Raw genomic sequence first — 19,679 nt, forward strand, 5'->3', positions numbered from 1 at the left:
GAAAAAGTCGAACTGTACAATCTGAGCCAGGACATCGGGGAACAAAACGACCTTTCCAAGGTTATGCCGGAAAAAACTCAGGAACTTCTAGACCTGCTTCACCTATGGCAGCGGGATATCGGCGCGAAAATGCCCACACCCAACCCCCAATTTCGCGGTTAGTTTTGGGGACACAATACTCAATTCTTAGCCGACCATAAATGCATAAAGCACCTCTGGCAGGAAGCCTGCGCAAAAGTCCCAATTGAGTATTGTGTCCCTAAAACTGCACTCTGCGCGTCAAATCGCTTCAACCGGACATCATGGCGTGGCCGCCGCCATGTCAATGAACATCGCCCAGGTCCTGCAGATCGGATACTCACCCGGATACCGGACAAACTCGACGTGCCCGTCCATGAACAAGGTATTTCCCCCGCCGGGAATGTGGTTGTACGTATCGACGTCGGTTCCGATCTGGTCGTACATGACGACAATTTCAGACTGCGCCTGCGCGCTTCCAGCCGGGTTGTTGATGTCCGTGATCAGGAACCGCTCGATCCCTTCCCGCAGACGGTATACGGTTTCCCCGCTGCTTGACGTCACGTCGTTTTCGTAGTCCTCCGGGCTCCACGTACCGTCCTGCCCAAGGACGTTGAGCACGTCTGTGCCAAACCCGATGTTGAGGGCGGCCATGTCGTCAGAATTCTGGTCGTAGCCATCATTGAGATAGTGCTCGGGCGTAATGGCCCAGCCAAAGTACATGTAGGATGCATAATCGATCTTGCACGGGTTGACGCCGGCGCTGGGGTCGCCCCCGATGTTCCAGCGTCCTTCCGCGACGCCGCTCTCGGCATCCGAGGGACAGGAGAGCACATTCACATCCGTCAGATACTCCGGATACACCGCAGGACCGTCAAACACGAAGTGGACCCATTCGTTGGGGCCGACCGGAGGAAGGGCGTTCTTTTTAAGGCACATCCCCAGCGTATCGTCGTCCCCCGTATCGTCCTTGAACTTCTTCAGAGGAGGCCATTTCTCGCCCTTGGCCTCATTGGCGTACATCTTGAACACGAGCCCCATCTGCTTGAGGTTGTTCGCGCAACTCGCCCGCCGCGCAGCCTCGCGCGCACGAGCCAAGGCCGGAAGCAGAATCGCTGCAAGAATCCCAATAATAGCGATGACAACCAGCAATTCAATTAGTGTGAAGCCATACCTATACTTTCGCATTACACATAGCTCCTTTCCGTCCGGCGGTGGAGCGCAGGTCTCTCCCTCGCGCGCGGACATCACGTTTGCGGGTTCTTCAGGCTCTTGAGCAGCCCCCGCGACCACGGCGCCAGTGTAAGATAAGGTAGGCGTCTTGTCAATTGCGCGAGAACCCGGCCAAGGATTATGCCGGCCGGTTGACGTTCAGTACCCGGTTCTGGCCAAATGAGGACGGCAGGTAGTGCAACAATGGCGGCGACGCGTGTTTCCACCAGCGAGAACGCCTTCGAACTCGCCGTCGTGGGAATGCATGGTCTCAATAAACGGGGAATGGAAATGAGCTTCATGATGAACCGCCGCGGATTTCTCCAGTCCGCTGCCGCCTCCGCCGCATTGGCGGCCCTCGGAGCGGACGCAGGGGACGTCGTTAACCAGAAGGTCAAGCGGGTAGGCCTTATAGGCTCGGGATGGTACGGCAAAAGCGACGTCTGCAGACTGATCCAGGTCGCCCCGGTCGAGGTGGTATCCATTTGCGACGTGGACGATAACATGCTCAAGGCCGCTGCCGAATTGATCAGCCAGCGCCAGAAATCGGGCAAGGTTCCCCGCACCTACCGCGACTACCGCGAAATGCTCGCCGGGAAAGACCTCGACATCGTACTCATTGCCACCCCGGACCATTGGCATGCCCTCACCATGATCGCCGCCGTCGAGGCTGGCGCGCACGTCTACGTTCAGAAGCCCACCTCGGTTGACGTCAGGGAGAGCGAGGCCATGCTGGACGCCGCCCGGCGCCATAACCGCGTCGTACAGGTGGGCATGCAGCGCAGGAGCACGCCGCATCTCATCGAAGCCAAGAAGCGCATCGTGGACGCGGGCCTGCTGGGAAAAGTCTCCTACGCCGATATGTGCTGCTACTACCATATGCGCGCTAACGAGAACCCCGAGCCTGTGCCCGTTCCGGATTTCCTCGACTACGAGATGTGGACCGGACCGGCCCCCCTGCGGTCCTACGACCACCTCCCCCACCGTGGCTGGTGGCGGGCGTTCATGGAATACAGCAATGGAATCGTCGGAGACATGTGTGTCCATATGTTCGATGCAGTCCGCTGGATGCTCGGCCTCGGCTGGCCCAAGAGCATTTCGTCCCACGGCGGCATCTTCGTGCAGAAAGAGTCCAAGGCCACCACCAGCGACACGCAAACCGCCACGTTCGCGTACGACGGCCTGACCGCGGTGTGGCAGCACCGTTCCTGGGGCGCTGCGCCAGACCCCCAATACCCGTGGGCATTCACCCTTTACGGCGACAAGGGCACGCTGAAGGGAAGCATCAACAGCTATGACTTCATCCCCTTGGGCAAGGGCGAACCCGTCCACAAGGAGGCCCTCTTCGAACGCGAAGACTATCCCGAGGACGTCACGGAAGAGGGCATTGAACTTCAGGCAGCCCCCGCCACGCGGCGGCACATGCTCGACTTCCTCGCAGCCATCGAAACAGGAGGCCGGCCTTGCGCAGACATTGAGCAGGGATACATCTCCTCCGCCAGTTGCATCCTGGCAAACCTCGCGATGAAGACCGGCCGGACCCTCGTCTACGACCCTCAGAAACGCGAAGTCACCGGCGACCCCGAAGCCACGGAACTGCTTCTCCGCCCCTATCGCGGCCCCTGGCGCCACCCCGCCGCGTAAGTCCTGTTACCGCCGGCGCCCGCCCAATATCCCTCCGAGCACGCCGCGCAGGATTTGCTGGCCGAACGTGCTTCCCACGGTACGCGCCGCCTGTTTGGCAAACGTTTCGACCATGCCCTGCCGCCGCTTGGTGCCCCAGAGTAAGTCGCCAATCATCCCTCCGCGCCCGGACGGTTTCGCAGTCTGGGTATCCTTCGAGGCTGCCTCCCCTGCCCCTTTCTCCAGTGTCCGGCGGCTGAGAATCTCGTATGCCGACTCGCGGTTCACCGCCGAGTCGTACTTGCTGCCGACGGGACTGCCCGCTCGCACGGCAGCCCGCTCTTCGGGCGTGACCGCCCCCATCCGGCAACTCGGCGGGCAGATGATCGTGCGCTCGACCGGCATCGGCACGCCCTTCTCCTGAAGCGTGGAAACCAGCGCTTCCCCGACACCAAGCTGTGAGATGACTTCGGCGACGTCAAGTTTGGGATTCGCGACAAAGGTCTCGGCAGCGGTTTTCACGGCCTTCTGGTCGCGGGGTGTATACGCCCGCAGCGCGTGCTGAATGCGGTTCCCCAGCTGACCGAGAATCTCGTTCGGCACGTCGTCAGGAAATTGCGAGCAGAAGTACACGCCCACGCCCTTCGACCTGATGATCCGCACGACCTGCTCGACCCGCTGGCGCAAGATCGGGGGCGCGTCGTCAAACAGCAGGTGGGCCTCATCAAAGAAGAACGCCAGCTTGGGCTTGTCAAGGTCGCCCACTTCGGGAAGGTTCTCGAATAGTTCGGACAACAGCCACAGCAAGAGACTCGAATACAATCGCGGCTTCAAGATGAGCTGGTCTGAGGCGAGGATGCTTATCATGCCGCGGCCGTTCAGGCCGGTGCGCAGCAGCTCGTTGAGCTCAAATGCCGGCTCGCCGAAGAGGGCTTCTCCGCCTTCCCGCTCCAGCGTCAGCAATGCTCGTTGAATGGCTGCTACGGACGGCGGGCTCACCAAGCCGTATTCGCTCGAAATCTCCTTGCGGTGTTCCACAACAAACGTGAGCAATGCGCGCAAATCGTCGAGGTCAAGCAACAGAAGGCCCTGGTCGTCCGCCAGTTTGAACGCGATCTCGAGCACCCCCTCCTGGATGTCGTTGAGCTCGAGAATCCGCCCCAACAGACTCGGCCCGATCTCACTGACCGTGGTGCGGACCCGGTGGCCGCCAGCGCCAAACATATCCCAAAACACCACCGGGCTGGGCTCGTTGACGTAGCCTTCGATCCCAATCTGTGCAACCCGTTGCTGGATCTTGTCATTGGCGATACCAGCCATCGCCAGGCCTGCGACATCGCCCTTGACGTCAGCGATGAATACCGGCACGCCCATGCGCGAGAAACCTTCCGCCAACACCATGAGCGAGATGGTCTTCCCGGTACCCGTCGCGCCCGCGATCAGCCCATGACGGTTGCCGTACTTGGCAAGCAGGTTCACGGGCTGCTCGCCCATGCCGATGAGTATCTTGTCCATCCACTGAGTCCTTTCAGGCGGCAGCAACCGCCCCCCGGCTTTCGAATTACCTCGCACATTCGCCAGCAGGTTCATTGCGTTCTGGCAAACGACGCGCCCCTCACGGCGATACCCATAATACCGCCGGCCTCCACCCTGCCGCCACCCACCGGACCTCCTCTGAACATAAATCCGCGTCCCGGCAGGTAACAGAAGGCGTAAGGTGCTATTCGTTCGCTGCTGCTGGACTTCTTCCCTGCCGATGAAGCGGTAGATTGCTGCCCCAAGCACGCCGCCTGCTACAGAAAGAGCCCTGCTTTCCGTTCGTGCATTTCGCACCCCGTGGGTACTTTATGAATTCTTTGAATACCTCCAGACTCGTCATGCGTCAGGTCAGCGCCTCGGGAGACACCTCGCTGTTTCCACTTCTCGACGCACCGCTAGACCTCATCTTCTTTCAGCCGGACAACCCAGGCCCTGCCCCAAACATACCATACCTCTGCCGACTGTGGATAAACTCTTGGCATATCTGCACTAAAGACGGCAGGCGCAAAGGGCAACAGAGCTGCCCGATTCTCTTCTCCCCTGTTGTTCGCTGTTCATCGCAATATTGACCCTGTTGAAGGACGTGATGCATGATAGAGATTCAGGTTGCAGCTGAAGGAGGCCTGCATGGGTGGCGGTGTGTGCCAAGGGCGCATCAGCGTGCGGACCCCTTTGTGCCATGAAACGCGGGAAATCGGTACGTGCGCACGCCGCGTGGCGTGTAAAGAAAGGAACGGAACCATGAGCAAGCGGAATGTCATGATGGTGGGGAATACCCTTGTTGCAGTGGCCAGCGCTGTATTGATTGTTCTCTTCCTGACGGCCGCGGCGGCCCAGGCACAAGGTCCCGGCCGTCCCCCACGCCTGACGCCCGAACAGTCGAAAGCGGCTTGGGCCATCGAGGCGAAACACGTGGCGGGCAAGCTCGAGCTGTCCGAGGAAGCCACGGGTAAGCTCGTAAAAGCGTATTCAGACGCTCAAACTGCCTATGCGGAGTCCATGAACAAGAAACGTGAAGAACTGCAGGCCCAAGGCGGCGACCGTGAAGGGATGAGAGGGGCATTTCGCAAGGCGATGGAGGAGGTACGCACCGCCGAACGCGAGAAGTTTTCCGCGGGCCTCGCAGCTTTTCTCAATGAGGAACAGACGAAGAAGGTGGTGAGCCAGCTCGGCGGGTTCAACGGCTCCCTTGATAACATGGTCAACATCCTCGCGGGATTCAAACTCGAGGATAAACAGGCCAAAGCCCTCGACTTGGTTCTTGCATACACGCTTGAGCAGACGAAACTGTGGACGCAAGCCACGGGCGAACAACAGGATTTTGCCGCATTGCGCGAAAAGATGACGGCCCTCAAAACCAAACTTGACACCGATTTGGGCGAGATCTTGTCTAATGAACAGCTGGCAAAGTGGAAAGAAGCTACGGCCCCTCGCGGCCGGGGCGGATTCGGCGGTGGCGGCCAAGGCGCTCGCCGCGAAGACAGCGGAGCCGGCGCTGGTGGTGAGTCGGCACCCCCCAGCTCAACAAAGTAACGCAGCCGGAAAAACCGGACGAATACCTGCGTAACCCACACATTCAGAAGGTGATATGAATATTCCCCAGATGACCAGAAAGAGATGGATGGTTGGCGGTGGCGCGCTTGCGGTTGTCGTATTGTCGTTTGTCGTTCTCAACGGGGTCCTGGCCCGGACAACGGACACCGGCCCCACGACAACCGAGCGCGCCGTCTTTGAGGTCCAGCAGGGCCCCCTGACCATCAGCGTCAGCGTGTCTGGCACCATCAAGGCGCGCGAGCAGGAAGTCATCAAGTGCGAGGTCGAAGGGCAGACCCAGATCCTCTCGATTGTCGAGGAGGGCAAGAACGTAAAAAAGGGCGACATGCTGATTGAACTCGACGCGAGCAGTCTCACGGACCTGCGGGTAGACCAGGAGATCCGGGTCCAGAACGCCGAAGCCTCGTTCATCAGTGCACGGGAACAGCTCGAAGTGGCCAAGAACCAGGCGGCAAGCGATGTCGATAAGGCCAAGCTCACACTCCAGTTCGCGGAGGAAGACCACAAGAACTTCGTCGACGGCGATTTCCCGAAACAACTGAAGGAGGCCGAGGCGCGCATTACGCTCTCCAAAGGCACGGCGGCGCGCGCGGAAGAAAAGGTCGCGGGCTCTGAAAAACTGGCGAAGGAAGACTTCATCACGCCCATTGAACTCGAAGCAGACCGTCAAGACCTCGTAAAGGCGAAGCTCGACCTCGAACTTGCCGAAGACGAAAAGCGGCTGCTGACCGATTTCACGTATAAACGAACCCTTGCCCAGCTGGAGAGCGATGTCCGCCAGGCGAGCATGGCCCTCGAACGAACGGAACGCAAGGCATCGGCCGACGTGGTCCAGTCCGAAGCAGACCTGAAAGCAAAGGAATCCGAATACCTTCGCCAGAAAGACAAGCTCGAGAAAATCCTGGCGCAAATCACGAAAACGAAGATATACGCCCCCTCGGACGGGCTTGTTGTCTATGCAACGTCGGGCCAGGGCAGTTGGCGGGGCAACACCGAGCCGCTCCAAGAAGGGCAGATGGTGCGTGAGCGCCAGGAACTGATTTACCTGCCGACAGGGTCTTCGTTCATGGCCGAAGTCGATGTGCACGAAGCAAGCCTGACCAAGATTAAGCCCGGTCTGCCCGTCAGGATATCCGCCGAAGCGGTTCCCGATCATGTGTACCAAGGCCGCATCACCTCGGTGGCTCCCTTGCCCGATGCCCAGAGCGCTTGGATGAATCCCGACCTGAAAGTCTACAATACCTCGATCAATATTGAGGGCGATACGACCGGTCTCCGTACCGGCGTGACGTGCCTGGCCGAAATCATCGTGGACCGGTATGAAGACGCCCTTTATCTGCCCGTGCAGGCCGTCGTGCGCGTGGGCGGGAAACCCACTGTATACCTTGCAAAAGGGAACAGTACAGTTCCGCGAGAGGTGGAACTCGGCCTCGATAACAACCGTATGGTGCGCATCCTGAGCGGGGTCCAGAAAGGAGACCCCATTCTCCTCAACCCGCCGCTCGCCGTTGACAAGCATGAAACCGGCGAAGACATACAGGAGGCACTCGCGGCCGAAGCCCAAGGCGCCGTTCCAGCGTCCGATGCCACCTCGCCAGCCGCGCCCGCGCCATCCGCCGAGACCGCCCCTGCAGCGGAGGCGTCCCCTCAGCCTGCGCCCGCGGACAATCAGGCTCAGGCGCCTGGGGAAAGTCCCAGCATGGAGGCAACGCGCGAACGGTTCCGGAACGCGTCCCCCGAGGAACGTGAACAGATGCGCAAGGAAATGGAAGAACGCTTGAAGAACATGTCCCCCGAGGAACGGGAGCAGTTCATGCAGCGCCGGGGCCGGCGGGGGGCTGGACGCCCCTCCGAGGGAGCACCGGAGACCCCGTGACAAGCATGACAGCGCAGTCCGGCTCCAACACTGATGTCATCCGCCTCGACCACGTCTGCAAGACCTACAAGGTCGGCGAACAAGAGGTGCATGCCGTCGCGGACGTGTCTCTTACGTTCTCACAAGGCGCATTTTGCGCCGTGATGGGACCCAGCGGCTCGGGTAAGAGCACCATGCTGAACCTCTTGGGATGTTTGGACCGGCCCACGTCGGGACGTTATGTGATCGCCAATGAGGACATCAGCAAGCTCAATGACGACCGGCTGAGCGAGATCCGCCTCAGACATCTCGGGTTTGTGTTTCAAAGTTTCAACCTCATCCCGCAGCTGACCGTGCTCGAAAACATCGCCCTCCCGCTGTTTTATCTCGGTTGGAGTACCGAGAAGAGCGCCGTTCACGCTGCCGAACTTGCAGAAAGAGTTGGCCTTTCGGAACGGCTCCGGCACCGGCCAACCGAATTGTCAGGCGGGCAACAGCAGCGCGTTGCCATCGCTCGAGCCCTGGCCAACGACCCCAAGATCATCCTGGCGGACGAACCCACGGGGAATCTCGACACCGCCACGGGCGAGCAGATCATGGCGCTCTTGTGCGACCTGAACAGGCAAGGCAAAACCATCATCATGGTGACGCACGAACCGAGTGTCGCGCTCCACGCAAGACAGCGCGTCCACATGCTCGACGGCCGGGTTGAACGCATCGAGGACGACGAGTAATGCAGATCTTCAACGTCGCCAGAAACATCCACCTCGGCATCAAGTCGCTGATGCTTCACAAACTCCGTTCCTTCCTCACCATGCTGGGCATCGTCTTCGGCGTGTCGAGCGTGATCGCGATGCTCTCCATCGGGGAAGGCGCCAGCAAGGAGGCTCTCGCACAGATCCGGAAGCTCGGCAGCACCAACATCCTCATCTCCTCCATAAAACCCGTGGAAGACGAAGCAGAGGCCAACGTCCACAGCCATATGAGCATGTACGGCCTGCTCTACGACGACGAACTGCGCGTCATCGAGACGTTTCCCGCTGTCCAACAGGTCGCCCCCGTAAAGGAAATCCGGAAGGAGGGCCGCTTATACGAACGCGCCCTCGAATTGCGCGTCGTGGGCACCACCCCGGCATGGTTCGACCTCGTGCAACGGTCGCTGATCGCAGGGCGCGGAATTCTGAAACGGGATATTGACGCGCACGCGCACATCGTGGTTCTCACCGAATATGGAGCGCGGCGGCTTCTGGCTACGGAACGCGCCATCGGCGAACAGCTGCGCATCGGGAGCGAGTATTTCGAAGTCGTGGGCATTGTCCGCAGCGAAGCGGAACAAGGCGGCACGATCCAGACGCCCGATCAAGAAGTCGATGCCTATATCCCCCTTAACGTGGCCCGCACAAGCTTCGGCGACATCATCATTCGCCGAACAACAGGGTCGCGGGAGATGTCCCGCGTCGAACTTCACCAGTTGATCGTCCAGATTCGCAATGAAGACGAGGTCGAGGCAACGGCTGCCGGCATCACACGCATGCTCGAGCGGTTCCACAAGAAGCTCGATTACCGCATCAGCGTCCCGCTCGCCCTATTACGCCAGGCGGAAGCCACCAAGCGGAACTTCAACATCGTTCTGGGATCTATCGCGGGGATCAGCCTCCTCGTCGGCGGCATCGGCATCATGAACATCATGCTGGCGTCCGTCACGGAACGCACGCGGGAAATCGGGGTACGCCGCGCCATCGGGGCCAAACGCAAGCAAATCGTGGTCCAGTTCTTGATCGAGACCATGGTGCTCTCGACGCTCGGCGGGTTTGTCGGCATCGGCATCGGCGTCTCGATTCCGTGGCTCGTCACCCGCTTTTCGGGCATGCCCACCGTCGTCACGCCGGAGAGCCTTGTTCTCTCCGTGGGCATCAGCATGGCCGTAGGCATCGTGTTCGGACTCTATCCAGCCGTCCGCGCCGCGAATCTCGACCCGATAGAAGCGTTGCGCCACGAATAAGGTCCCGGCGCCACGAGCATTCCGCCGCTGCGAAGCACTCCGCCGTCATGGGCGGCTGGACGTATCCCATGGCGAGAAGGGCCACCTTGATGCGGTCGATAGCGTCCTGCATCAGACAGACACCCCAGTCAACCGCCGGAAGGGTCGCCGTGTAGATACGCGATGCTCCGGCGACGCTCGCAATGCTCTCCTCGCGCCAATCGCGCCGCGCCAGATAAACCCGCCCACATTCAATTTTTCAGCGCCATACTCTCCGTGGTTCAGCTGCCCGAATACCCTCAAATGAAACCATGCCACAGCGCGGTGGTCTTGTTGCTGAAGCGGGCGAGATCCGGCTATAATTGGCCACATGCGTGACCCATCGAAACAGAACGGATTGTCTCCTCACGCGGCGACATGGCGTACCCTGGTGACGGTTGTCGTAGGGACCGTGTTGTTCGTCCCGCTGTGTGCCATTGAAGTCCCGGCGACGGCGGCGGCATCGGTCCCCCAGGCTGCGCTCGAGACCGATTGTTCCAGCCGGTTAGCCCTGATACAGGCAGGACCGGCAAATCTGTGGCGAGGGGCACAGGCTTCGTTGGGATGCGCTGCCCTGTCTGCCAATGGTTTTGCCTTTGGCCTGCCTTTGGGTGGCGTCGTGCCCACCCATCATGCAATATGCGGACCCCGCACATGCAATTCGCGGATGGTTTACTTGCTGAAACGCCAGCTTCAGGTATGATCCTTCCCTTTCTCGATATCGAGTACATTCGCTGAGGCTTCGTCACCGACCTTCCGGCCGGATGAACCCGTGGAGCCCAGCCTGATCGCGGCAACGCCCATTCCCGAGTCCAGCACCTTGGACGTGGATAGTTTAGGCTTGAGAAAGGGATCCAAGATGAGTACGCAATCGGCCACCTGTAAATGCTGCCACTGCGACAAGATCGTCACATACCATTATGAAAAGGTCAACCATAAGCAACACATGTGGCTGACAGTCTTTACCCTCGGGCTCTGGTCCCCCATGTGGTTCTTCGACATCGTGTCAAAGATCAAGATCTGCGACGAGTGCGGGAAACCCACGAAGGAATAACCAGGTTCGGCGCACTGACAGAACACACCAGTGATTTACGGCCTCGGGGCGAGGCATAGGCGCAAAGACGGCCGCCTCTGCCCGCACCCGAGGCCGGGGTATCGGCCAAGGTCTCGCGCGGTCCTTCCCATTCAACAGCTATTGCCCACAGCTTCCACAGCGTCTCCCTCCGAGGTCCGCTGGGTTTGGTCAGACACCGGTCCACGTGCGAGAATCAGTCACCATTTCGAGGCCCATGGCGTTCTATACTTTAGAAGACACTCTGGCCACAGCGCGAAAGAGAGGGAATGTTGGGCTCCCCGGATGCAGCCTTGCTCGATCGGTGGCATGAGCGGCGAGACGCAAATGCCTTTCGGGAGATCGCACTTCGTCACTCATCAATGGTATTCGGCGCGTGCTTGCGTATCCTCGGGAATCGGGCCGATGCCCAGGATGTGGCACAGGAGGTGTTTCTCCGCCTCGCACGGGGCGATGTCCGCATCAATGTTTCCCTCAGTGGGTGGCTCCACACCTTGGCCACACGCCGTGCTCTCGACAGAATCCGCGACGAACGCAATCAAAGAAACCGCGAATGCCGGTACGCGAGCGCGCAAGCCTCGACTTCCGAAGCATCCTGGGACGATTTGCAGCCTCTGATTGATGAAGCGATAGCGCAGCTTCCGGAAAGACTTCGGGTGCCCCTCGTCGAGCATTTCCTGGAAAACAGGAGCCACGAGGAAATCGCTCAGGAATTAGGCCTGACCCGCTCGGGAATCACACGTCGCATCTCCAAGGGACTCAAAGAATTGCGCCGAAGCCTGCGTCGCAAGGGCATCTCGATAGACGCTGCGGGCTTCGGGTTAATCCTGGAACACATCGTGCTCGAGGAGCCTCCGGCCGAACTTACGCGGTCCATCGGGAAAATGGCCATTTCAGGGATGGGGCAGGCCGGGCAGGCTGCCTCGAGCCCTGCACTGTCCTTAGCCCTGGAAGGAGTGGGAGCCATGTCCAAACTCAAACTTGCGGCATTTGCCGCACTCGCCCTGCTTGCGGTGAGTTCTGGGCTTATATTCCTCGGATATGGGACGGCCGAAGCCCCGATTCCGGCGCCTTTGAACCCAGATGCGATTCGCCCGGCAGACGCGCCGCCCGCTCGCGATGAAGCGTCGACTCCATCGACTCCAGAGACAGACGGCTCCAGCACGGAGCGGCCTCCAAACTCAAACGATGAAGCGATTCGTATGGCTGTGGTGGGTGAAACCGGTTCGGGCGAGGCACGGGCCGTGCCAGTTGACTTCCAGGCCTCTCATCCCATGGGTCCTGTATTGGGTTCCGTGAGCGGAAGGGTCATCGATTCCGATTCGAAGCCCATTAGTGACGCTGCGGTAGAGGCAAGCGGGGAGAATCTCAGTGGCCAAGCGCGCACGAAACGCGACGGCTCGTTTGAGATAGCATTGCGCGCGGAAGACACTTCGGGAACTACGGTGAGCGATGGTGGAGAGACCCTTGTTCTGGTAAGCGCATCGGGCGAGGGCTACGTAACGGCTACACAAACCCGCGTGCCCCTCGGGACAACCGATGTCGAACTGGTCTTGACGAAAGAGGCTTATATCCAGGGATGGGTGGTCGATGCCAGCACTGGCAAGCCAATTCCCGAATTCGAAGCGCGTATCTCACGCCACAAGACGCCCACCGAAGGGCCACAGCCCACGCGCGAGCCATGGACGGCCTTTTCATCCCCTGAGGGCAAATTCGTGCTTCCAACCACACTGGCCGTCACGGAACTGGACGCCCGGGCGCGAGGCTACAGGTGGGCCAAAAAGGAATTGTCACTCGAACAGGGCGAGATTCTCGAGGGTTTGGTAGTGGAACTAGAGCCGGGCGTGGTCATCCGCGGGATTGTCTTGGACAGAGCGACCCGGGAACCTGTCGAAAACGCCTGGGCCGGCATTGCAGTAGGGCAGAACGCGATGTGGCGCCTTCTTCGAGAGGATGAGTACGACGCTAAGACGGGGTCCGACGGGCGATTCGAGATCGCGAGCGCAGCTGGGCAAGATCTGGTAGACATCAAAGTCTGGCGGCACGATTACGCACCCGAATTCGTCATCAACCATGACACCAGGTCCTCCAGTGAGGTCACGGTGCTCCTCTCACAAGGCGGCACGCTTCGGGGTCAGGTGACGCAAAACGGCAAGCCGCTGTCCGGTCTTCGGATTCATGTCCGGCAGGCATTCGGACGCCCTCATGTAACGAATGTAACACCGCCGGAAACACCGTCGTTCTTGACTTGGACTGGTACCGACCCCGAGGGACGCTATGAATTCACCCACCTCGCCTATGGCCGGTACATCCTGCGTATTATCAACACAAGCCCTCACATCCCGTTACGTGAGCGGTACCTCGTCCGGATGTGGGTAGATGTCGAAGAAGGCAAAACCGTTGAATTGCATCATGAACTCACGGCGTACGGCGCTGTATACGGACAGATCGCGGGCTTGGCCGACTATCAAGGAGTCTCGGTGAGCATTTGTGACGCGCGGTACCCCGACGAACCCATGTACATGACGGGCGAGAAACATGATGCCAATGGCCCTGACGAGTACGGTGCGTTCGCCTTCGGACCCGTGGAAACCGGCGAGTACATCGCACGCGTTCACCTGCCGGGCACTCCACCCCGGGTTCTGGAGCAGAAGTGTACGGTATCCAGCGGGGAGCCGGTCGAACTTCTGTTCCAGGCAAAGGAAAGCGCGAACGCCCAAACTTCGGCCTCGGAGCAGGGGGAGGGTCGATGAGAGACAACCGTCTCGCCCGCCTTCTTTTTGCAGAGATTCTGGCTGCGATGTTCTGTGCCACGTGCGCCAAAGACGAATCCCTTCCGCACCCGCGGTTCGAAGTCACCGAGGACGTCGTGTTCGCCAGAACCTACCGAGAGGATGGCGCGAGCGTGGACCGAGTCATGGACGTGCTCCGGCCCGTAGACGATTCTTCACAAGCAAGGCCCGCGCTTCTTTGCATCCACGGCAATCCCGGTGAACAGCCGTATCCCGGAGGGCGACAGCACCATTTCAGGGACTACGCTGAGTACTTTGCAGCCCGTGGGTACGTGTGCTTCGTGGTTGCGTGGGGATTTGACTCGGCGCCGCTCGTCCAAATCAAGGCCGCTGTGCGCCATGTGCGGGCAGATGCAAGCGGCTACGGGGTCGATCCCGAGCGCATCGGCGCCATCGGGCATTCCTACGGCGGGTCCCTGGCTATCGCTCTGGCTGTAACCGGGGAGGACCATGGGCAACCCTCCGATGTGGAGCGGGCGGACCTCGTAAACCACCCCGGCGTATGTTCCCAGATCCGGGCGGCGGCGGCCATTCCGGGCGGCGTGTTCTATCCCGAGGAGTGCGACCTTGATGACGCGCCCATCTTTTACGCCCGCGGCACCCTGGACAAGAACTTCCACGTCCCGGAGGACCGAGTGGCAGAGCTGGAAGCCCGCAACGTTTCCTACGCGTGGTTTCCCGTAGAGGGGGCTGAACACGCTATCGACTCGAGCTTACAGGCTGCGTTCGGACGAACCTTGCCGGAACTCATGAACGAGTTCTTTGCGCTTCACTTGTGCGACGGGCGCGGCGCCACCATGACCATGCTGCACACGCTCCACGACGGCGCGGGCAAGGTGTCGGCGGCTCCGTTCAACCGGCTGGCGCCCGCGAACACGAAAACGACCCTGACAGCGAAACCTGAGCCGGGAAATCGGTTTGTTCGGTGGGAGGGGGACCTGACGGGAACAGATAATCCCACCGAAATCTCCATGGACGCGAGCAAGCGCATCACGGCAGTCTTCGCGCCCGCCTCTACAAGTCCTGTCCGCCAAGAACGTTAGGGAGCGCGCGTGCGGTCCAACCGGGTAGGGCGGCAGGTCTTGATTCGAAACGGTGCATCCACTAGGACTGCTCTTCAGCTCCCTTTCCTTTGTGAAGCGTGTAGAATTGAAGGCATTCCCCGCCCAAACTGGGGTGTAGATGTTTCCCAAATGTGAATGCCGGCGGGTCGTGGGCGGCTCTGGAGACTGGAATGGCGACCGCATGCCTTATGTCATGTTGTATGTTGTGCTCAGCGCTGGAGGAAGCGCATATGGTCCCCGTGCCGCTTCACCTCATGGAACCGGGGAACGATTGCGTCCTCGCACCAAGCGAGGAATCGTCTGGCTTGCGGTTTGCAAGCGCCGCCGGCGAGGTCAGTCTGATCGCGCCGCCCGAGGACGGACAAGACCGCGCCTGCTGGTTGGACATGCTCGAACAGTACCGGCAAGCAAGCCGCCGGGGAGCGGGTCGGAATGATCTGCTGGTGTTCGCTTATCAGGGTGTCCGCGCCTGGGCGCGGCTGGGCGTCCAGGCCAGCAAGACCCTATCTCCTTCCCCTGGCGAAACCCTCGGCGTCGAGGTAAAGGCGCGCTGGCTTGCGGGAAATCCAAATCTCTGCTTCGCCTTCGATGTTCATAACACGGGAGACGATGCCAAGAGCGGCTGGAGCGGCGTGCTTTCGACAAGGGACGTTCCCCGGGACGGGCAGTGGCACACGCTCCGCGTGACGGTGCCTGTACCCGTTTTCGAGCCTGAATGCCAATGGCTGCGTCCAATCATAGGGTTCGATGCCACGCAAGATCCCGCACCCGGTCAAATGGAGATATCCCACATCGCGTTTGAGGTCCCCGATACCGAACGGAACACGGCCTTTGCGCGCCACGTCGCCAAGGCGCGAAAGCCGTTGGACTTCACGCTCTATGAACGTGCGGACCTGATGTGGCTGGCTCACACGTTCTCGTGCCATTTCACGTTCATGTATTGCCGGTCTTTCTACAACCCCGAAACAGGAACATTCACGGTGGAGCAGTTCTTGAATGATGCAGACCGCGAATTCGCCGGCTATGACGCGGTATTGCTCTGGCATGCCTATCCAAGAATCGGTCTCGACGACCGCAACCAGTTTGACTTCTACCGCGACATGCCGGGCGGACTCAAAGGGTTGCGCGACGTAGTAAAGCGCTTTCACTCCCGCGGAGTAAAGGTCTTCCTCAATTACAATCCGTGGGACAAGGCGACGCGCCGCGAAGCGGCAAGCGACGAAGCCGCGCTCGCGGAAATGGTTGCGGCGTTGGAGGCAGACGGCATTTTTCTCGATACGATGTCCGCTTCGTCGCCCGGATTGCGGGCCGAGGTCGACGCCAGACAGCCGGGGGTAGTATTCGTGCCCGAAGCGCATCCAAAGACCGAAGACCTTCCCTTGCTGGCAGGGTCGTGGGCACAGTTTCCGCCCAATCCGTTCTCTCCGGCGCTCCTCCACCACAAATGGCTTGAGCCACGCCACATGGAATTCCAGATCCGCCGCTGGAACACGCTCGTGCCTGGCACCGATCACGCCGAGGAAATCGAGAACGCCTTTTTCAACGGCAGCGGCATGATGATCTGGGAGAACGTTTTCGGCACGCACAACCCGTGGAACGCGCAGGACCGGGCAGCTTGGCGACGCGCCGTTGCGATTCTCCGGGCCTTTTCGCAATGGTTCGTCAGCAGCGACTGGGAGCCCTTCTGCCGGACTGCCACGCCCGGCCTTTTTGCTCACCGGCGGAGATGGGACGGCGTGGACATCTTTACCCTTGTGAATAAGGGTAACCCCTCAGCAAGCACGCCGCTGCTCGACCTTCCGTGGCAGGATGGATTGCGGTGCTATGACCTGTGGTCCGGCCTGCCTTGCGAGATGTCACGACAGGGTGACATCGCCGTTGTGACGGGGCCGTTAGACACGCTTGGCTGCGTCCTTGTTGTTAACGGAGACGACCCGCCGCAGTTGGCTCCGCTCCTCGAGAGGCAGCAACAGGAGGCGCAAAGGGAAAGGCCCGCGGCGAATCTGCGGGATGCAGCACGCTCGGTCGTCGAGCCCGAATGGGCACAGGAAACGCCTGGATTGACTAGAAACACGCCGCCCGAGGGCATGGTGTTGGTTCCTGGTTCGCGGTTCACGATGCGGATAGAGCATGTGCGCCGCGAGTGCGGCTGTTACCCCGATCCCGGCACGCCGCCCGAAGAATGGCTTGGGTATCTTCAGGGATGGGACTTCAGCAAGCCCATGCAGCACAGGGTGGGACCGGTGGCATTGGCTGCCTTCTTTATTGACGAGGCGGAGGTGACCAACGCCCAGTACAAAACGTTCCTGGACGCCACGGGGTACCGTCCCAAACATCCCGAGAACTTTCTCAAACACTGGCCCGATGGCAGGATGCCCCCGGAGCTGGCAGAGCACCCGGTGGTGTACGTGGACATCGATGACGCCCGGGCGTACGCGCGTTGGGCAGGAAAACGGTTGCCGACCGAGGCGGAATGGCATCTGGCGGCTCAAGGAACCGATGGACGCACGTGGCCGTGGGGCTCGGAATTCGACGAGAAGCGGGTTAATATGAGCGGCGCCACCATGCCCTCGCGCTCGTTGCCGGAGGGACGCAGCCCGTACGGGTGCTATCACATGTCGGGCAATGTTTACGAGTTGACGGAAAGCGTGCGCGACGATGCCCACACACGCTTTCTCATCCTGCGCGGAGGAAGCTACTACGACCCGAACCACGACCCCCAAACCGCCAGCATCTGGTACATGGACGGCGGGCCACGGCCCTGCAACCACCATGCCAAGCAGATCCTGATGTGGCCCGGTCTCGACCGATGCGCTACTGTAGGGTTTCGGTGCGTCGTTGGTGCGGGCAGCCAGTGAATTGGGAAGCGCCGGTTTCCATCGTCCGAAAGCCCGTCGCGTGCGGCCGTGTTTCGGCTGTGGTATTGTTATCGAAGCCGTGACTTCGCTGTTGGATTCCGTCTATTCGTCAACGTGTGCAAAATGAAACTGGTGCCCTGGCACTGAGACCAGGCGACTTGGAGCATGATTCGTATGAGATTCCCCAGGATTGGTCTGATTATCGTGTCTATTCTGCTATCGGGACCGCTCGCCCACAGCGCAACCTACCGCGAAGTGGCGGTCCAGACCGGCGAAACGGCCGGTCCCGTCGAACAAAAAATTGCGCTTTTGCTCCGGGAGCGCCTTTCCGAGCCCAACGGACTGCCGGTGCGGCTACAGGACAGCGGCAAGCCTGAGAAAGGCACCCTCACCATCCTCCTGGGCCGGCCCGAGCATCACCAGGCACTCACCCAGGCCATGGATGCCCAACGAATACCAGCGTTGACGCCGCTCGCGCCGGGCCCGGAGGGATTTGTCCTGAAGCATGTTCCGTCGAACGACGGGGGCCTGTTGTTGGCAGCGGGCATTGACGATCGCGGGTGCCTGTACGCCGCCGGGGAGATTCTCAGGCAAGTGGTACCTGGCAACAAAACGCTTGATGTGCCCGGCCAACTCCATGTGCGCACCGCGCCTGCCTTCGAAATTCGTGGTACGCAATTCGGACAGAGCGGCACGGCGCTCACCCTGGCGAAGGTGCGCGAGTGGACCCAGGAGGAGACCCAGCGGGTCATTTTAGACTACGCCCTCGCCGGCGCCAATGTCTTCGAAACGCCACCCGGGCCCATGTACGACTTCATGAAGTCCTACGGTCTCATGACGCTTACGGATGGAGACGCCAACATGGCTCACGGGGACGTGCCTAAGGCATGGGAGGCCGCGGAATCCATCGGACGCAAGGGGTATGTGTGCCTGTCCGTTCCCGAGGCGCGCGCATACATGCTCGACCAGTGCGAGAAGCAATTCCGAACGTGCCCTGCTTTCGACCTCGTGAGGTTCAGAGGCGGAGACGGCGGCGGGTGCGAATGCGACAGATGCGATCCTTACGGAAAGATCTTTATCGAAACCGTGGCCGAGATGGCGAAAATAGTCCACAAGTACCACCCCGGCTCGCGCATATTCATCGTCAACCAGAAGTTTGACGACGCCGATGACCGGGCGATCTTCGACTACCTGCAGCAGGAACCGCGCGAGTGGTTATGGGCCTTCGGCTACGGGCCTGGGTCCGACGCAACCACCTGGCAGCCGGGACACCGCCAAACGCACCGCATGGACCTGTTCCGCTACCCCGGGTATGGCCCTTTCGCCCTATATCCCCGCGAAATATTGCGGGAACTGCCGCCCCGCCATCAACTCGTGTATTTCAACGAGATTACCCACTGGAAATACGCGCAACATGCGTATATTCAGATGTATCCCCGGGCGGATCGAAACGGCGACCTGCCGCCCCATTGGAGCCACGAGATCTACGAACGCCGTCCCGACCAGGCCCTTACGAAGGTATACGCGCGCCAGACATGGTATGCCTGGCCGCGGTTCTATCATCGTGTGTTCAGCGACCTCATGCATTACGGCGCAGGCGACGTCACGCATAGCAGCGGCCACCACGATCATTTCAATCAATGGCTCTGGCAACGCCTCCTATGGGCGCCTCGCCAGACCCCCGAGCAAGTCACGGAAGACTATTGCCGCACGTGGTTCGGCCCCGAGGCGGCCCCGCCTATGGCCGAGGCCATCTTCCGCCTGGAAGAGGTTATGGAGGAGATACCCGGCACGCCTATCGACGAGAAGACGAGCGTCGAGCGCTACTACGGCCTGATCAAACAAGCGGGCGAAGCTATGCCCGAATGGCGGCAGACACGGGATTGGGTGTGGCACATGTACATGCAGAAGGCGGCGGTGGACCGCTATGCGCAGGAGCAGGTCCGCCAGCAGAAAACGCTTCAGCGGCGAATCGAAACCCATCTGCGCGAGACGGCGCATCCTGTTTCAGACCAGGCGCTGGAAACGGCGCTGGGATGGTTTGGCGAGCTCGCCGAGACGGAGGTTATGAC

General features: G+C 60.4%; 12 protein-coding genes. 10 read left to right on the plus strand and 2 right to left on the minus strand.

Annotated elements, in window-relative coordinates:
* Nucleotides 1-300 precede the first annotated feature (300 nt).
* Nucleotides 301-1,206 carry a DUF1559 domain-containing protein gene (locus PLJ71_09220; protein HQM48858.1) on the minus strand — a complete coding sequence of 302 codons (906 nt, stop codon included), beginning with the start codon at nt 1,204-1,206 and terminating at the stop codon, nt 301-303.
* Between the two features lie 309 nt (nt 1,207-1,515).
* On the opposite strand from PLJ71_09220, the gene PLJ71_09225 reads away from it, so the two are divergent.
* Nucleotides 1,516-2,874, plus strand: a complete 1,359-nt coding sequence (locus PLJ71_09225) for a Gfo/Idh/MocA family oxidoreductase (GenBank protein HQM48859.1) — start codon at nt 1,516-1,518, stop codon at nt 2,872-2,874.
* Between the two features lie 6 nt (nt 2,875-2,880).
* Here the strand turns inward: PLJ71_09225 and PLJ71_09230 are convergent, their stop codons facing one another.
* Complete coding sequence (locus PLJ71_09230) at nt 2,881-4,368, minus strand: DUF853 family protein (GenBank protein HQM48860.1); 1,488 nt, start codon at nt 4,366-4,368, stop codon at nt 2,881-2,883.
* Between the two features lie 765 nt (nt 4,369-5,133).
* Here PLJ71_09230 and PLJ71_09235 point away from each other — a divergent pair.
* The 9 genes from PLJ71_09235 to PLJ71_09275 all read left to right on the plus strand — a co-directional run.
* On the plus strand, nt 5,134-5,925 hold the full coding sequence (locus PLJ71_09235; protein ID HQM48861.1) for a hypothetical protein: 792 nt from the start codon (nt 5,134-5,136) through the stop codon (nt 5,923-5,925).
* A gap of 70 nt (nt 5,926-5,995) precedes the next feature.
* Nucleotides 5,996-7,822: an efflux RND transporter periplasmic adaptor subunit gene (locus PLJ71_09240; GenBank protein HQM48862.1), complete on the plus strand. Its 1,827-nt coding sequence runs from the start codon at nt 5,996-5,998 to the stop codon at nt 7,820-7,822.
* Between the two features lie 5 nt (nt 7,823-7,827).
* Entirely contained in the window at nt 7,828-8,535 is a 708-nt protein-coding gene (locus tag PLJ71_09245; protein ID HQM48863.1) for an ABC transporter ATP-binding protein, read from the plus strand.
* Nucleotides 8,535-9,803: an ABC transporter permease gene (locus tag PLJ71_09250; protein HQM48864.1), complete on the plus strand. Its 1,269-nt coding sequence runs from the start codon at nt 8,535-8,537 to the stop codon at nt 9,801-9,803. The genes PLJ71_09245 and PLJ71_09250 overlap by 1 nt, the downstream gene beginning before the upstream one ends.
* Before the next feature lie 877 nt (nt 9,804-10,680).
* Nucleotides 10,681-10,875 (plus strand): hypothetical protein, encoded by a 195-nt coding sequence (locus tag PLJ71_09255; protein ID HQM48865.1) that lies wholly within the window; start codon nt 10,681-10,683, stop codon nt 10,873-10,875.
* A 287-nt stretch (nt 10,876-11,162) separates the two neighbouring features.
* On the plus strand, nt 11,163-13,646 hold the full coding sequence (locus tag PLJ71_09260) for a sigma-70 family RNA polymerase sigma factor (GenBank protein HQM48866.1): 2,484 nt from the start codon (nt 11,163-11,165) through the stop codon (nt 13,644-13,646).
* The gene (locus PLJ71_09265) at nt 13,643-14,728 is read left to right on the plus strand and encodes an alpha/beta fold hydrolase (protein ID HQM48867.1); all 1,086 of its coding nucleotides are present in this window, start codon (nt 13,643-13,645) and stop codon (nt 14,726-14,728) included. The genes PLJ71_09260 and PLJ71_09265 overlap by 4 nt, the downstream gene beginning before the upstream one ends.
* 251 nt (nt 14,729-14,979) lie before the next feature.
* On the plus strand, nt 14,980-17,607 hold the full coding sequence (locus tag PLJ71_09270) for an SUMF1/EgtB/PvdO family nonheme iron enzyme (GenBank protein ID HQM48868.1): 2,628 nt from the start codon (nt 14,980-14,982) through the stop codon (nt 17,605-17,607).
* A 165-nt stretch (nt 17,608-17,772) separates the two neighbouring features.
* The coding region (locus PLJ71_09275) for a hypothetical protein (GenBank protein ID HQM48869.1) at nt 17,773-19,679 on the plus strand (1,907 nt) is incomplete at its 3' end.

The organism is Candidatus Hydrogenedentota bacterium (genome assembly GCA_035416745.1).
Classification (GTDB): domain Bacteria; phylum Hydrogenedentota; class Hydrogenedentia; order Hydrogenedentales; family SLHB01; genus UBA2224.

Coding starts and splice junctions, on each gene's coding strand:
- PLJ71_09220 (HQM48858.1), bottom strand. CDS start 1,206: ATGCGAAAGTATAGGTATGGCTTCACACTAATTGAATTGCTGGTTGTC.
- PLJ71_09225 (HQM48859.1), top strand. CDS start 1,516: ATGGAAATGAGCTTCATGATGAACCGCCGCGGATTTCTCCAGTCCGCT.
- PLJ71_09230 (HQM48860.1), bottom strand. CDS start 4,368: ATGGACAAGATACTCATCGGCATGGGCGAGCAGCCCGTGAACCTGCTT.
- PLJ71_09235 (HQM48861.1), top strand. CDS start 5,134: ATGAGCAAGCGGAATGTCATGATGGTGGGGAATACCCTTGTTGCAGTG.
- PLJ71_09240 (HQM48862.1), top strand. CDS start 5,996: ATGACCAGAAAGAGATGGATGGTTGGCGGTGGCGCGCTTGCGGTTGTC.
- PLJ71_09245 (HQM48863.1), top strand. CDS start 7,828: ATGACAGCGCAGTCCGGCTCCAACACTGATGTCATCCGCCTCGACCAC.
- PLJ71_09250 (HQM48864.1), top strand. CDS start 8,535: ATGCAGATCTTCAACGTCGCCAGAAACATCCACCTCGGCATCAAGTCG.
- PLJ71_09255 (HQM48865.1), top strand. CDS start 10,681: ATGAGTACGCAATCGGCCACCTGTAAATGCTGCCACTGCGACAAGATC.
- PLJ71_09260 (HQM48866.1), top strand. CDS start 11,163: ATGTTGGGCTCCCCGGATGCAGCCTTGCTCGATCGGTGGCATGAGCGG.
- PLJ71_09265 (HQM48867.1), top strand. CDS start 13,643: ATGAGAGACAACCGTCTCGCCCGCCTTCTTTTTGCAGAGATTCTGGCT.
- PLJ71_09270 (HQM48868.1), top strand. CDS start 14,980: ATGGTCCCCGTGCCGCTTCACCTCATGGAACCGGGGAACGATTGCGTC.